The organism is Rhizobium sp. LjRoot30 (genome assembly GCF_964253915.1).
GTDB lineage: Bacteria > Pseudomonadota > Alphaproteobacteria > Rhizobiales > Rhizobiaceae > Metarhizobium.
The window spans coordinates 114,406-129,136 of sequence record NZ_CAXUSG020000002.1; the positions used below are offsets into that span (position 1 = coordinate 114,406).

The following is a 14,731-nucleotide window of genomic DNA, read 5'->3' on the forward strand; positions in this document are numbered from 1 at the left end:
GCTTTTTCTTGGTTCAATCAGGGGGCTGGTTGTGGAGCGGCGGCTGAACGAAGTGTCATCAGCCTATCGAAGGCGCGATGCAGCAGCAGGATCACCAGCCCTGTCAGGCTGGCGAGGAAGATGACGAAAAATGCATCGTTGTAGGCAAGGATATAGGCTTCGCGGGTCACCTGCTGGGCGAGCAGCGACAGCCCTTCGGCATTCAGCAGCGACTTGTCGGAGATCACCTTACCATAGGCGCCGGAAAGTTGCGAAACGCGCTGCGCCACCACGGGATCGGAGAGCAGGATGCGCTCCACTAGGATGTTGGAGTGGAATTTTTCGCGCATCGTGACGAAGGTGCCCAGTACCGCTGAGGCAAACAAGGCGCCAATGCTCTGGGTGAACAGGAAGATCACCAGGAAGTTGACGACGTACGTCGCCCCTTTCGTGAGCACCGCGCCAAAACCCTTGGACATGATCGGCGGCAGGAACATCCCGGCACCCGCAGCGACGAGCGCCTGGCTGAAATACATGTCGGCCGGCCGCGTCATGCTGGTCGACTGGCTGTCGAGCCAGGCCCCGGCGGCGATGAGAACAAGTGCGATCGCATGGGCCGTTTCGACGTAACGGGTCAGCATCAGCAGGGAGCAGAACAAGCCGCCGACGATGGCCGCGGCAAGGACTACGGCGTAGAGCGACACCGTCTGGTCGTTGAGCAGGCCGAGTTGCTGGTAAAAACTAGCGGCCGTTGTCGATTGCTCCGAGGAGACAAAGCGGAAGAGCAGCAGCAATCCGGCCATCCGCATGTTCGGCCCCGAAAACAGCCAGCGAAAGTCGAACATCGGGTTCTTGCGCGGCGCCTCGACGATGAACAACAGGGTCATGGCGCCGATAGTCACGGCCAGCAAAACGCCGAGCCAGGGCGTTTCGAACCACCAGTACAGCCGGCCCAATGTCAGGAAGACGGCAAGGCAGCCAAAGCCGGTCGCCAGCAGCAGATAGCTGAAGATATCGGTGCGCTGGATGACGTTGGCACGCGGCGGCACTGTTACCGGCAGAAGATAGATGACCGGCAAGGCGATCAGCGCCAGCCCCATCTCGAACGAATAAAGTGCATTCCAGCCGCCGAAATCCAGCAGCGCCGGTGAGATGATCCGCGCCAGCGGCGCGGAAATCAACGTGTTCGTCAAGGCAAGGCTGAGGCCGAGCGACAGCTTCTTTGCCGGCGGGAAGGCCTCCAGCATGTAGAGAAAGCCGATCGTCGACAATGGCGCGGCAGCCATACCGCTGATGGCGCGGATGGCAATCGCCGAATGCAGGTCGGTGACAAGCAGGTTGAGGATCGAAGCGAGGACAAAACAGATGATGCTGAATTCGGCAAAGCGCCGCAGGCCGTATTGGGTCCGGATCTTGAAAAGCGCGATCGCGAAGCTGGCGTAAGGCGCCATGTAGGCGGCCGACAGCCAAGAGACTTCCGCCACCGTTGCCGAAAAGCTTCCCTGAAGCTGGTAGATGTTGGCCGAGACGAGGTTCATCCCAAGTCCCTGCGTCAGGAAAAACAGCATGGAGGAGGCGATGTAAAGCGGCATTTTCCAGCGCGGCATCGCCGCCGGCGTGGGGGCGGTGGCCGGGGGTGGCGCGGGTTGCGCGACAGCCTCCGGTTCTTGCCGCGGAGCCGCGTCGGTATTGTCGTTGGCAACCGCTTCTCGTGCTTGATCCTTGCTCATGACATGTCCTCAGGAGGTCCGCACACTCTGAAGATTTGCCTGCATCGTCCGGATGACGGCCGATGCCGTCAAGAGGTCTTCCTGGGAAATGCCGGCAACAAGGCGCAGGATGAGGGCGCTGGCAACGCTTTCGACCTCCTCGGCCGTGCGGCGACCGAGGCCGGTGAGATGGACCTCCTTCGCCCGGCGGTCCGCGTCGCTCGATCGGCGCTCGACGAAACCTTGCGCTTCCATCGTGTCCAGCAGGCGAACCACGGTCGGGGTCTCAAGCTCCAACCGCTCGGCCAGCTCCCGCTGGTTCAAACGTTCCTTTTCCGCGAGCGCAGAGAAGACACGCATGCGCGGCAGCGTGATGTTTTGCTCACGCGTCAGAAGCTCGAAAACGGCCTTCAGTTTGCGCCCGAAGGCGCTGACATCCTCGATCAGGCGGCGTTCGACGTCGTGTTTCCGCATGGCTCATATCCATAGTGCACTAATTATAGCTCTAGATATAATAAGTGTGACATATTTTCAAGTGATGGCTTGCGGAATAGGGCGACAAAGCCCGGCAGAACATGTGACGGGCATCGAAATGTGTGCCGGGGCATGCGACGGGCACGGATCGACGCGTGGTCGCAAGCGCCCCCGGGAAGGGGCGGTCAAGCGGACGACGGGCGGAAAACAGGTGAAGTTTAAGCGCGGAACATTTCGAACAACTTGCCGACGCTCTGGCGGCCGAGTTCGCGGATGTCGAATTTCTGGCCTTCGAGAAGCCATTCCCAGCACATGCCTTTTGCATGCCATTTGAGCGTCAGGCTGGCGAGTTCCGGGGTCCAGGCGGTAGAAAGCCGGCCGGTGCTGGCCGCACGCACGAAAATGGCGGTGAGCAGGTCGGCCTGGCTGTCTTCGATCTCCTGCATCGCCGTGGCAACCCTTTCGAGTTCCTCGGTAAAGTTCGTGCGGATCAGGATCGTCCACATGCGCTGGCGCGGGACGTCGCCGGCGAGCAGATCGATCCACTCGTAGATGGCGTGCTCGATGAAATGGAGCGCATCGACCCCTTCCACCCCCACCTTCTCCAAATCCATCATGCTGAGTTCGGGAAGGCGGGCGGTGTTGTAGAGTTCGAGGAAGAGGTCGGTCTTGCTGGCGAAGTGCCAGTAGATGGCACCCCGCGTCACCCCGGCTGCGGTGGCGATGTTTTCCAGCGTGCTGTTGGCGACGCCTTTTTCGAAAAACATCTTTTCGGCGGCAACCAGGATTGCCGCCTTTGTTTCCGCTGCTTCAGCCTTGGTGCGCCTCATCTGGGTTTATGCCATCACTCTGCCGGTTGGGCCGCTTGTTCCGCTGCGGCTTCGCTCTTATCGCCCGTCTTACCAAAAAGCTTCATGACGAACACGAAGAAAACGGGGACGAAGAAGATGGCGAGTACAGTGGCGGAGATCATGCCGCCGAGAACGCCGGTGCCGATGGCATTCTGGCTGGCGGCGCTGGCGCCGGTCGCGATCGCCAGCGGCACGACGCCGAGCGTGAAGGCGAGCGAGGTCATCAGGATCGGCCGGAACCGCAGCTGGCAGGCCTCGATGGTGGCTTCCAGCAGCGGTTTGCCCTGCGCCCGCAGGTCCTTGGCGAACTCGACGATCAGGATGGCGTTCTTCGCCGAGAGCCCGATGATGGTGATCAGGCCGACCTTGAAGTAGACGTCGTTCGGCATGTCGCGCAGCATGACGGCGGCGACCGAGCCGATGACGCCGAGCGGCACGACAAGCATGACCGACAGCGGGATGCTCCAGCTTTCATAGAGGGCGGCCAAAAGCAGGAAGATGAACAGGATCGTCAGGCCGACGAGCATCGGCGCCTGCGAACCGGACTGGATTTCCTGCAGCGACTGGCCCGACCATTCGTAGCCGAAGCCTGCCGGAAGCTGCGCCGCCAGCCGTTCCATCTCGGCAATCGCCGCACCGGAGGAGTAGCCGGGTGCGGCGTTGCCGGCGATGCGCACCGCCGGATAGCCGTTGTATCCGACCACCTGTGCCGGTCCCTTGGTCCAGTCGACGGTGGCGAAGGAGCGCAACGGCACCATGCCGCCGGCGGCGTTCGGCACGTTGAGGTTCAGGATATCGTCGGCACCCATGCGCTGGTGCTGATCCGCCTGCACCGTGACGCGCTGCATGCGGCCGGCATTGGGGAAGTCGTTGATGTAGGTGGAGCCGAGGTTCGCCGAAATCGTCGAGTTGATGTCGGCAAAGGTGACGCCGAAGGTGTTGGCCTTCTCGCGGTCGATGTTGAGGTTGAGCTGGGCCGCATCCGGCATGCCTTCGATGCGCATGCCGACGAGGATAGGGCTTTGGCCCGCCGCCGCCATCAACTGGCCGGCTGCGGCGCTGAGCGCCGTGGCACCGGCGCCGGAACGGTCCTGCAGGCGGAAGGTGAAGCCGCCCGAGTTGCCGAGGCCCTGGATGGGCGGAGGCGACAACGCAAAGGTCAGGGCGTCGCGAAGGCCGAAGAGCTGGCCGTTGGCGCGCCCGGAAATCGCGTCGGCGGAATCGTTGGGGCCACGTTCCTTCCAGTCCTTCAGCGTCACGAAGGCGAGGCCGGCATTATCGCCGAAACCGGAGAAGCTGAAGCCGCTGATCATCGTCCGCTGGTCCACGGCCGGTTCCTGCGCGAAAATCTGGTCGACACGGTCGGCAACGCTGAGGGCACGGTTGGCGCTGGCTTCGGCCGGAGCCTGCATATCGACGATGACGTAACCCTGGTCCTCGTTGGGCAGGAACGAGCTCGGCAATTGCAGGAAGAGGTAGACCAGTCCGCCGACGATGGCGAGATAGATGACCATGAAGCGCCCGGCGCGATGCACCAGGAAGCCGACTGCGCCGGCATATTTGCGGGTGCCGGCGTCGAACCGTCTGTTGAACCAGCCGAAGAAGCCTTTCTTCTCGTGGTGCCCCTGCTTGATGGGTTTCAGGAAGGTGGCGCAGAGCGCCGGCGTCAAAGACAAGGCGAGCAGGCCGGAGAACAGGATCGAGACGACCATGGTCAGGCTGAACTGCTGGTAGATGACGCCGACGGCGCCGGGAAAGAAGGCCATGGGAATGAAGACGGCCGTCAGCACCAGTGTGATGCCGATGATGGCGCCTGATATCTGCGACATCGCCTTCTTGGTCGCCTCGCGTGGCGACAGGCCTTCCTCGGCCATGATGCGTTCGACGTTTTCGACCACAACGATGGCATCGTCGACGAGAATGCCGATGGCCAGCACCATGGCGAACATGGTGAGTACGTTGATGGAAAATCCGCTGGCGTACATGATGGCGCAGGTGCCGAGCAGGGCGACCGGCACGACCAGCGTCGGGATCAGCGTGTAGCGGAAGTTCTGCAGGAAGATGAACATCACCACGAAGACCAGCACGATGGCTTCGATCAGCGTATGGATCACCTTCTCGATCGACACCGCGACGAAGGGCGAGGTGTCGTACGGCACGATATGTTTCAGCCCCGGCGGGAAAAAGCGCGACAGCTCGTCCATCTTGTCACGCACGGCGCCGGCTGTTTCCATGGCATTGCCGGTGGGCGACAGCTGGATGGCCAGAGCGGCGGCCGGCTGGCCGTTGATCTTCGTCTCGAAATTGTAGGTTTCCGCGCCGACCTCGATGCGGGCGACGTCACGCAGGCGCACCGAAGAACCATCCGGATTGGCCCGGAGGACGATCGCGCCGAATTCCTCCGGCGACGAAAGCTGGCCCTTGACCAGAACGCTGGCGGAAATCTGCTGGTTGATCGGGTTCGGCCGGGCGCCGATGCGGCCGGCTGCCACCTGGGCGTTCTGGGCGGCGATGGCGGTGTTGATGTCGGCGGTGGAAAGATTGAGGCCGACCATCTTGTCCGGATCGATCCAGATGCGCATGGCGCGCTGGCTGGCGAAGATCTGCGCGCGGCCGACACCGGGAATGCGCTGCAATTCGCCGAGTACGTTTCTCTGGAGATAGTCACCGAGGGAGACCACGTCGGTATTGCCGTCGGTCGAGACCAGAGCCACGAGCATCAGGAAGCCGGTGCCGGCCTCTTCCACCTCGACACCCTGCTGGGTGACGACCTGGGGCAGCCGCGCCTCGACGCGGCGAACGGCGTTCTGCACATCGATGGACGCCTGTCCGGAATCGACACCGGGCTCAAAAGTCGTGGTGATCTGCACCATGCCGGAGGAATCGGAGGTGGATTCGAAGTAGATCACGCCGTCGACGCTGTTCAATTCCTGTTCGATCGGCGCGGTGACGCTTTGATAGATCTCTTCCGAAGAGGCGCCGGGATAGGTCGTCGACAGGGTGATCTGCGGCGGGGCGACGTTCGGATACTGCGCCACCGGCAGAAGCGGAATGGCGATGATGCCGCCGATCATGATGAAGATGGCGACGACCCATGCGAAGATGGGCCTGCCGATAAAGAACTGGGCCATGAGGGGAGATCCTTATTCGCTCGCCGCCGCGGCCTGTTCCGCGGATTTCGTCTTCGCATCGTCGCCTGCCGGTTCGGCCGCCGGCGTGGCACTCCACGGTTCCGGCTTGACGATGGCGCCCGGCGCGGTCTTCTGGAACCCTTCCGCCACGACGCGGTCGCCGGCCTTGATGCCCTGGGTGATAACGTAACGGTCACCGATGATGCGGCCGACGACGACAGTGCGCTGCTCCACCATGTTTTCCGCATTGACGATCAGGACACTCGCCTGACCGCCGGCATCGCGCTGGACGGATTGCTGCGGCACGGCCAGGGCGGATTTTTGCACGCCCTGCTCGATCTGGACCCTCACGTACATGCCGGGAAGCAGGTCGTCGTCGGGATTGGGGAACTCGCCGCGGAGCGTCACCTGGCCCGTCGTCGCATCGACGGCGGCTTCGGAAAACAAAAGCCGGCCGGGCTTGCCGTATCTGGTGCCGTCGTCGAGAACGAGCTGCACCGCCGCTTCGTTCTTGCCGGTCATCAGCTGGCCGTCCTGCAAGGCTTTGCGCAAGCGGATGAGATCGGCGGCGGGCTGGGTGAAGTCGGCATAGATCGGATCGAGCTGCTGGATCGTCGCCAGGTTTTCGGTGCCGTTGGCGTTCACGAGTGCACCCTCGGTGATCAGCGCCCGGCCGATGCGGCCGCTGATCGGCGCCCGGACCTCGGCATATTGCAGATTGAGCTGGGCTTCCGCCAGAGAGGCCTGCGCGGCCGCGACGTCGGCATCCGCCTGGGCGAGCAGGGCGACGGCATTGTCGATTTCCTGCTGCGAGGCGACGTTCGACTTGCGCAGGCGTTCCTGGCGGTCGGCCGTCTGGCGCGCTTGCATGCGGGAGGCTTCTGCCTTGCGCAGCAGCGCCTGCGCGCTATCGACGCGGACTTTGAACGGGGCGGGATCGATGCGGTAAAGCACGTCGCCTTCCTTGACCAGCGAACCCTGCTCGAAAACGCGCTCGACAAGGATGCCGGACACGCGCGGGCGAACTTCCGCAAGGCGTGTTGGGGCAATACGTCCAGGCAATTCGTTGACGATCGGCAGCGCTTCTTCTGCGACCAGCACGATACCGACTTCGGCGGGCGGCATCGCCGGGGGTGCCGCGGCTTCTTCCTTCTGGCACCCCGCCAACAACGCCATGCCGCACCCTAAAATGATGGCAGCACCCAGTTTTCCCGCCCGCATAAACGTCTCCACAAGCATGATCCAATATACATACATTCTGTTATGTATATCGATATTGCAGTGCGCCATGGTTTTGCAAGTGAAAAAATCGTGAGAGCCGGAGTCAATATTCTTTGTAGGGGAGGTCTCGGTAGTGGAGATTGGAATCTCGTTTCCAAAGCTGCGCCGTCAGAAGTTGTCCGGCTCTAAATGGCATTGCATAAAGCCCGGAGTGGACCGGGACATGAAAAGGGCGGAGCGTTTAGCTGAGTACGAGCGTTTTCGCTGGTAATATTATCGAGAATGATGGCCGTGCATGGTGACCGATCAGGTTTTTGATGTCGTAATCGTTGGGGCGGGTTCTGCCGGCTGCGTCCTTGCCAATCGCCTGAGCGCGGATCCTTCCGTGCGCGTGCTGCTTCTCGAAGCGGGCGGCAGCGATTTCAATTTCTGGATCCGCATGCCGATCGGCTACGGCAAGACCTTCTATCATCCAGAACTCAACTGGCGCTATCAGACCGAACCCGATGCCGGCCTAGGCGGCCGGCCGGCCTATTGGCCGCGCGGCCGGGTGATCGGTGGATCGAGTTCCATCAATGCCATGGTCTATGTGCGTGGCCAGCACGCCGATTTCGACGCATGGGCCGCACTTGGCAATCCCGGATGGTCGGCTGCGGACGTGCTTCCGGTCTACAAGCGCATGGAAGACAATGTGCAAGGCGGCGATGCCTGGCGGGGTACCGGCGGGCCGCTGACGATTACCAGCATGGACGGCTCCGTTCATCCGCTCGCCAATGACTATCTGAAAGCCGCCGCTGCCGCCGGAATACCCGTCAACAAGGATTATAATGGCGAGACGCAAGAGGGCGCCAGCATCTACCAGGTGACGACGCGCAAGGGGCTGCGCTGTTCATCGGCGGACGCCTACCTGCATCCCGTCCGCCGCCGTGCCAATCTGGAGGTGCGGACGAAGGCGCATGTCACACGGCTCTTGATCGAATCGAAGCGTGTGACCGGCCTCGAATATGTGAGGGACGGCGTGAAGACCACGGTGCGGGCGTCCCGCGAGGTGGTCCTGTCGGCGGGTGCCGTCAACTCGCCGCAGATCATGATGCTTTCCGGCATCGGCGATGCCGAAAAACTTTCCGCCCTCGGTATCACTCCCGTTCTTCACGCGCCGATGGTTGGCCGCAACCTCCAGGATCATCTCGGCTTCGACTACATCTATGAAGCCACCCGTCCGACGCTGAACGACGTGCTGAGGCCGTGGTGGGGAAGGCTGGGCGTCGGCCTGCAATATGTGTTGACCCGCAAAGGGCCGCTTTCGCTGAGTGTCAACCAGGCCGGTGGTTTCGTGCGCAGTCGGCCCGATCGGCCACGCCCCAACATCCAGCTTTATTTTTCGCCTTTGAGCTACACGCGGGCCATTCCCGGCAAGCGGGCGCTGATGCGCACCGATTTCTTCTCCGGCTTCATGCTGGGAATTTCCAACTGCCATCCGAAGAGCCGCGGCACGATCGAACTCGGCTCCGCCGACCCCTTCGCTCCGCCGCTGATCCGGCCGAACTATCTCTCCGACGAAAGCGATCTGGAGGAACTGGTGGAAGGCGCCCGCATTCTCCGCAAGATTGCCGAGCCGATGGCGGGCCAGATCAAGCGGGAAATCGTGCCGGGACCAGCCATCGAGAGCGACAGCGAGATGGCGGCGGATATCCGCGCCCGAAGCGGATCGGTTTTCCACGCCTGCGGTACCTGCGGCATGGGGCCGGATCCGAGCCTATCGGTCGTTGATCCGCGCCTGAAGGTTCATGGCATAGAGGGCCTGCGCGTCGTCGATGCCTCGATCTTTCCGCTCATCCCCTCCGGCAACATCAATGCGCCATCGATCATGGTCGGGGAGCGGGGGTCGGATTTCATCCTCGAAGACTGGCGGCGATCCCAAGCGGATAGACGCTGACAGGCATTATCGCTTTCGGCGCATCCCGCGCAACAGATCGGCAAGTTCCTGCACAGCCGCGGTCGTTGCCCTTGAGGGCACAGCGCTGAAGCCGAGGATCAATCCTTTCTGCGCGGGTGCCAGCGAGAAACGGCTGAGCGGGGAGACGATGATCCCCCGTTCGAGCGCGCGGGCCGTGACTTCGTTTTCGTCGAGATCGTCGGGCAGGCGGCCGACCGTCTGGAAGCCGGTGGTGGTCGGCTGCACGTCGAGCAGCCCGTCAAGATGTCTGGCGGCAGCATCGAGCAGTGCCGCCTGCCGCTCGTTATAGACGCGCCGCATCCGCCGCAGGTGGGCGTTGAAGTGGCCCTGTTCCATGAAGCTCGCCATGATCGATTGCAGGCTGGAGGGCGCACCCTGCATCGTCGCGCCGGCCACCCGGCGAAACATCTTGGCGACTTCCGGCGGCGCGACCACATAACCCAACCGCAAGGCTGCGAACATGACCTTGGAGAAGGTGCCGACATAGATCACACGCCCGGCGGTATCGACGCTTTTCAGCGTCGGCGCCGGATGGCCCGAATAATAGAATTCGCCGTCATAATCGTCCTCGATGATCCATGCGCCGCAGCGTCCCGCGGCATGCAGAAGTTCCAGCCTCCGGCCGAGCGACATGGTCACGCCCAGCGGATGCTGGCGCGCCGGGGTGACGAAGGCCATCCGGAATTCCGGGCAGAGCTTCAACCCTGCGGCGACATCTATCCCCTGGTCGTCCACCGGCACCGGCACCAGGCTCGCGCCGCTGGAGACGAGGCTGTTGCGGGCGCCGATCGGCCCAGGATTTTCGAACCAGACATTGTCGCCCGGATTGAGCAGCATCTGGCCGATCCGGTTGAAGGCATCCTGCGCGCCGTTGAAAATGAAGATGTCGTCGATATCGCAGACCACGCCGCGATTGGCCTTGAGATGGTTCAATATCGCCCGGCGTAATTCGTATAGGCCGACGGGATCGGGGTAAGCGAGCACCATGTGGCGCGATTGCCGCCAGTATTGCGCCGACAGCCGCGCCCAGAGCGCCATCGGAAACTCGTCGTTGGCCGGCATGCCGGTGACGAAGGGACGCGGCACCTGCGGGTGGGAGAGGCGTGGGAAATAATGCTCGGATGCCTCGGCACTCAATCGCGCCAGCCGGGGCGGGGCGGCGTCGGCACCTTCAAGCACCGCCTGCGGCTGGATCGGGCGTTCCGAATGCAGCGTCTCGCTGACATAGGCGCCGGCACCGACGCGGGAATAGATCAGTTCCTCGGCCATCAGCTGCTCGTAGACCGTCACGGCGGTCGTCCGCGAAACGCCCTGGTCCTTCGCCAGCGTCCGGCTCGAGGGCAACCTCTCTCCGGGTGTCAGCCGCCCGGACAAGATCAGTTCGCGCAAGCCGCCCGCCAATTGGGCCGTCAACGAGCCCGGATCGTCCTTGTCGATCCGGATCGGGGGAATCAGCGCCCCTCCGGCATATTTCACCATTTCCGTCCCCCCAGGTGCCTTTGTGGCTTTATTGGCATGAAAACTAATCCAAAATGGACCTTAGTCAAAGGCCAGTTTCAGCCCAATGTGGGGCCACGAGCAGCATTGCCAATGGGACGGACGGAGTGTCGGATGATAAAGCTGAAGTCGATCGAGACGTTTTCGACACGGTATGTCGGCTTCGTGCGCATAACCGACGAGACCGGGGCGACGGGCTGGGGACAGCTGTCCAACTATAACTCCGACATCTCGGCCCAGGTCCTGCATCGCCAGGTCGCGCCCTGGACCCTCGGTGTCGAAATCGTCGATCTCGACGATCATCTCGACCTGATCACCGAACGCGAACACAAGTTCCCGGGTTCCTACCTGCGCCGCGCCATCGGCGGCCTCGATACCGCCATCTGGGACCTTTTGGGAAAGCAGGCGGGCAAGCCGGTCGTTTCCCTGCTCGGCGGAACGCCGGGACCGCTGCGCGCCTATGCCTCGTCGATGAAGCGGGACATCACGCCGGGTGATGAAGTGGAACGTTTCAAGCGGTTGCGCCAGCAATACGGTTTTGATGCCTTCAAGTTCCGCGTCGGTGCGGAAGTCGGACGCAACAAGGACGAGTGGCCGGGACGCACCGAGGAGATCATTCCGGCCGTGGCGAAGGCGCTCGGGTCGGAGGCCGCCCTGCTGGCCGATGCCAACTCGTGTTATTCGCCGGAAAAGGCCATCGAGGTCGGGCGGATGATGGAAGACCATGGCATGGTCCATTACGAGGAGCCGTGCCCTTACTGGGAACTGGAGCAGACCAAGCAGGTGGCCGATGCGCTCGACATCGCCGTCACCGGCGGCGAACAGGATTGCGACCTGACGATATGGCGCCGCATGATCGAGATGCGGGCCGTCGATATCGTCCAGCCGGACGTCCTCTATCTCGGCGGCATCAGCCGGACCATGCGCGTGGCGAAGATGGCTGCAGCGGCAGGACTGCCGGTGACGCCGCATTGCGCCAACCTGTCGTTGGTGACGCTGTTCACCATGCATATCCTCCGCGCCATCCCCAATGCCGGCGATTACCTCGAATTCTCGATCGAGGGCGCCGATTATTATCCCTGGCAATACGGCCTGTTCCGCAACGACCCCTATGTCATCGTCGATGGCAAGGCCACGGTCAGCGACGCGCCGGGATGGGGGATCGAGATCGACCCGGAATGGCTGGCGAAATCCACATATCAAATCAGCGAAAACGATTGAAATGGATACGCAAACCGATTGCGACTTCGCCGCCGGTGGTGCCTATTCCTGCGTGACGAATGTGACGCAAGGGAATGGAAGGTAACGCATGGAGACCGTTTTTACAGCCGATGCCCGGATGACATCCTACTGGTGGGAGCGCTCGCCGCCAGAGACATCCGTTCTTGATGAACTACCGGCAACGGCTGACGTGCTGGTCGTCGGATCGGGTTACACCGGGCTGCATGCGGCAATCGTGTTGGCCCGCGGCGGGCGCAAGGTTCTCGTCTGCGATGCCGGGCAGGTCGGTTTCGGCTGCTCCACGCGCAATGGCGGCCAGATCAGCACCTCCGTGAAGCCTAGTTTCGATAGTCTTGCGAAAGCCCATGGCGAAGCGGTCGCGCGGCGGATCTTCGAGGATGGCCGGCGGTCGTTGTCGTGGACCGAAGATTTTATTCGAAGCGAAGGCATCGACTGTGATTTCCGGGTCGTCGGCCGCTTCCACGTTGCCCACAACAGCAAATCCTTCGAGACCTTGGCGGCCTCGATCCGAAACCAGCCGAAAGGTCTGGAGGTGCCTGCGCATGTCGTTCCGCGCGCCGAGCAGAGATCCGAACTCGGCAGCGACATCTACCACGGCGGGATCATTCTGGAGAAACACGCCTCGCTCGATCCTGGGCGCTACCATGCCGGGCTGGTCAGGTTGGCGCGCCAGGCAGGCGCCGAGATTGCATCCTCTTGCAAGGTCACGGCCATCACCCGATCGGGAGACGGGTTTTCCGTCGAGACAGTTCGCGGACGCGTCGCGGCACGAAACGTCGTTCTTGCCACGAACGGTTACACCGGCCCGCTTTCGCAGTGGCATCGCCGGCGTATCATCCCGATCGGCAGCTACATCGTCGCCACCGAGGAGTTGCCCGAGGCGCTGGTCGACAAACTGATCCCTAGGGATCGGGTCGTCTCGGATACGCGGCGCGTGCTCTATTATTTCCGCGCCTCTCCCGACCGGCGTCGCATCCTGTTCGGGGGAAGGGTGAGCATGGGCGAGACCGATCCACGCAAAAGCGGGCCCTTGCTCCACCAGGAAATGTTGCGTCTCTTCCCGCAGTTGTCCGGATACAGGGTCACCCATTCGTGGATGGGTTATGTCGGTTATACGTTCGATACGCTTGCCCACACCGGCGAGCAGGATGGCATCCACTACGCCATGGGTTATTGCGGCTCCGGTGTCGGCATGGCCGGTTATCTTGGCATGCGCGTCGGGCAGACCATTCTCGGCAAGGCGGAAGGACGGACCGGTTACGGCGAGACGTCGTTTCCCTCACGCTCCTACTACTTCGGCAAGCCCTGGTTTTTGGCGCCGGCCGTGCATGTGTACCGCCTGAGGGATCGATTGGGGATTTGAGCGGCGGGGAAATGCTGCGTCAGACTGGCCCTTAACAATGGAAAGAATGGATATTCCATGATGGCCAGTTTGAGTTTCCAGTGCGTCAATGGCAGCCGTGACATGCGCCTGTCGAATAGGCGCGATAAGCGTTCGCGGGTCCACACGTCGGCCTGCCAAGAAATGACAACGACGAAAATAAACAACGATTGTCAGCAAAGAGGAGAGAGCAATGGGAACACTGGGAAACAGACTGCTGGGCGCAACCGCGCTCCTATTCATCGCCGCCGCACCGACCGCGCATGCGGAAACGCTGCGGCTTCTGACCTGGGGCAGCTATGCGCCGGAAGCGCTCATCAAGAAGTTCGAGGCTGAAAACCCGGGCATCAAGGTCGAGGTCACCTTTTCGAACAACGAAGAAATGATTGCCAAGCTGCGTGCGACCGGCGGCACCGGATACGACCTGGCGCAGCCGAGCCATGACCGCATCTATGCGGCGCAGCTCGAATACAAGATCTACAAGCCGCTCGATCTCTCGAAGATCAAGATGGACCAGATGTCGCCCAATCTCGTCGAGGGCGTGAAGCAGAACACCACGATCGAAGGCCAGGTTTATGCCGTGCCGCATCAGTGGGGCACGTCGGGCATCATGGTCAACAAGAAGGAAGCCCCCGACGCCAAGAGCTGGGCCGATCTCTGCGATGCCAAATACAAGGGCCGTACATCGATGCGCCTTCGCCGCACGATCTTGCTCGGCACTGCCTTCTCCATGGGCATGAACCCCTTCGATCTCTACGCCGATACGGCGGCCTACAAGGACATGCTCGACAAGGTCACGGAAAAGCTGATCGCCTGCAAGGACAACCTCAAGACCTACTGGACCGGCGGCGACGACCTGTCGGCGCTGATGCTGTCCGGCGAAGTCATCATGTCCGAGACCTGGGATTCCACCGCGTTCAAACTCTACTCGCAGAACAAGGATATCGTTTTCGTGCCGCCGGAAACCGGTGCGCTTGCCTGGATCGATACCTTCGCCATTCCGCGCGGCGGTGAGGCGGATGATGCCGCCTACAAATGGATCAATTTCGTTCTCCAGCCGGAAAACATCAAGGACATGTCGGCCTCGACCGGCGCGCTTGCGGCTGTCCCGAACGCCATCGATCTTCTTCCCGACGACAAGAAGGAAGCCGTCAAGGCCGCGTTCTCGCCGGCCGACCTCGACAACCTGAAGTTCTTCGCCAACATTCCTCCGGGGATCGAGGACATGGAAGGCATCGCTCTCGAACGGATCAAGGCAGCGTCGAACTAAGCCGCGCCGAAGCCGTAGA

Annotated in this window: 10 protein-coding genes; 4 read left to right on the plus strand and 6 right to left on the minus strand. The window is 62.0% G+C overall.

Annotated features, from left to right (window positions below):
- Positions 1-17: 17 nt before the first annotated feature.
- From ACSQ3I_RS04545 to ACSQ3I_RS04565, 5 genes are all read right to left on the minus strand, one after another.
- Complete coding sequence (locus tag ACSQ3I_RS04545) at positions 18-1,709, minus strand: MFS transporter (RefSeq protein ID WP_435996467.1); 1,692 nt, start codon at positions 1,707-1,709, stop codon at positions 18-20.
- Positions 1,710-1,718: 9 nt separating this feature from the next.
- Positions 1,719-2,162 (minus strand): MarR family winged helix-turn-helix transcriptional regulator, encoded by a 444-nt coding sequence (locus ACSQ3I_RS04550; protein WP_435996469.1) that lies wholly within the window; start codon positions 2,160-2,162, stop codon positions 1,719-1,721.
- 218 nt (positions 2,163-2,380) lie between these two features.
- Positions 2,381-2,992: a TetR family transcriptional regulator gene (locus ACSQ3I_RS04555; RefSeq protein ID WP_435996471.1), complete on the minus strand. Its 612-nt coding sequence runs from the start codon at positions 2,990-2,992 to the stop codon at positions 2,381-2,383.
- A gap of 14 nt (positions 2,993-3,006) precedes the next feature.
- Positions 3,007-6,144: a multidrug efflux RND transporter permease subunit gene (locus tag ACSQ3I_RS04560; protein WP_435996473.1), complete on the minus strand. Its 3,138-nt coding sequence runs from the start codon at positions 6,142-6,144 to the stop codon at positions 3,007-3,009.
- A 12-nt stretch (positions 6,145-6,156) separates the two neighbouring features.
- Positions 6,157-7,320 carry an efflux RND transporter periplasmic adaptor subunit gene (locus tag ACSQ3I_RS04565; RefSeq protein ID WP_435996475.1) on the minus strand — a complete coding sequence of 388 codons (1,164 nt, stop codon included), beginning with the start codon at positions 7,318-7,320 and terminating at the stop codon, positions 6,157-6,159.
- A gap of 340 nt (positions 7,321-7,660) precedes the next feature.
- On the opposite strand from ACSQ3I_RS04565, the gene ACSQ3I_RS04570 reads away from it, so the two are divergent.
- On the plus strand, positions 7,661-9,301 hold the full coding sequence (locus tag ACSQ3I_RS04570; RefSeq protein WP_435996477.1) for a GMC family oxidoreductase: 1,641 nt from the start codon (positions 7,661-7,663) through the stop codon (positions 9,299-9,301).
- A gap of 6 nt (positions 9,302-9,307) precedes the next feature.
- Here ACSQ3I_RS04570 and ACSQ3I_RS04575 read toward each other — a convergent pair whose 3' ends face one another.
- Positions 9,308-10,801, minus strand: a complete 1,494-nt coding sequence (locus ACSQ3I_RS04575) for a PLP-dependent aminotransferase family protein (protein WP_435996479.1) — start codon at positions 10,799-10,801, stop codon at positions 9,308-9,310.
- Positions 10,802-10,933: 132 nt separating this feature from the next.
- Here ACSQ3I_RS04575 and ACSQ3I_RS04580 point away from each other — a divergent pair, with 132 nt between their 5' ends.
- The 3 genes from ACSQ3I_RS04580 to ACSQ3I_RS04590 all read left to right on the plus strand — a co-directional run bounded on the left by ACSQ3I_RS04580 (position 10,934) and on the right by ACSQ3I_RS04590 (position 14,712).
- Complete coding sequence (locus ACSQ3I_RS04580; RefSeq protein ID WP_435996481.1) at positions 10,934-12,040, plus strand: mandelate racemase/muconate lactonizing enzyme family protein; 1,107 nt, start codon at positions 10,934-10,936, stop codon at positions 12,038-12,040.
- An 88-nt stretch (positions 12,041-12,128) separates the two neighbouring features.
- A complete protein-coding gene (locus ACSQ3I_RS04585; RefSeq protein WP_435996483.1) occupies positions 12,129-13,424 on the plus strand; it encodes an NAD(P)/FAD-dependent oxidoreductase in 1,296 nt (431 codons plus the stop codon).
- Positions 13,425-13,635: 211 nt separating this feature from the next.
- Positions 13,636-14,712: an extracellular solute-binding protein gene (locus ACSQ3I_RS04590; protein WP_435996485.1), complete on the plus strand. Its 1,077-nt coding sequence runs from the start codon at positions 13,636-13,638 to the stop codon at positions 14,710-14,712.
- The last annotated feature ends 19 nt before the right edge of the window (positions 14,713-14,731 follow it).

Excerpts from the sequence above, each read along its gene's own strand:
- ACSQ3I_RS04545 (WP_435996467.1), bottom strand. The coding sequence starts at position 1,709 with ATGAGCAAGGATCAAGCACGAGAAGCGGTTGCCAACGACAATACCGAC.
- ACSQ3I_RS04550 (WP_435996469.1), bottom strand. The coding sequence starts at position 2,162 with ATGCGGAAACACGACGTCGAACGCCGCCTGATCGAGGATGTCAGCGCC.
- ACSQ3I_RS04555 (WP_435996471.1), bottom strand. The coding sequence starts at position 2,992 with ATGAGGCGCACCAAGGCTGAAGCAGCGGAAACAAAGGCGGCAATCCTG.
- ACSQ3I_RS04560 (WP_435996473.1), bottom strand. The coding sequence starts at position 6,144 with ATGGCCCAGTTCTTTATCGGCAGGCCCATCTTCGCATGGGTCGTCGCC.
- ACSQ3I_RS04565 (WP_435996475.1), bottom strand. The coding sequence starts at position 7,320 with ATGGCGTTGTTGGCGGGGTGCCAGAAGGAAGAAGCCGCGGCACCCCCG.
- ACSQ3I_RS04570 (WP_435996477.1), top strand. The coding sequence starts at position 7,661 with ATGGTGACCGATCAGGTTTTTGATGTCGTAATCGTTGGGGCGGGTTCT.
- ACSQ3I_RS04575 (WP_435996479.1), bottom strand. The coding sequence starts at position 10,801 with ATGGTGAAATATGCCGGAGGGGCGCTGATTCCCCCGATCCGGATCGAC.
- ACSQ3I_RS04580 (WP_435996481.1), top strand. The coding sequence starts at position 10,934 with ATGATAAAGCTGAAGTCGATCGAGACGTTTTCGACACGGTATGTCGGC.
- ACSQ3I_RS04585 (WP_435996483.1), top strand. The coding sequence starts at position 12,129 with ATGGAGACCGTTTTTACAGCCGATGCCCGGATGACATCCTACTGGTGG.
- ACSQ3I_RS04590 (WP_435996485.1), top strand. The coding sequence starts at position 13,636 with ATGGGAACACTGGGAAACAGACTGCTGGGCGCAACCGCGCTCCTATTC.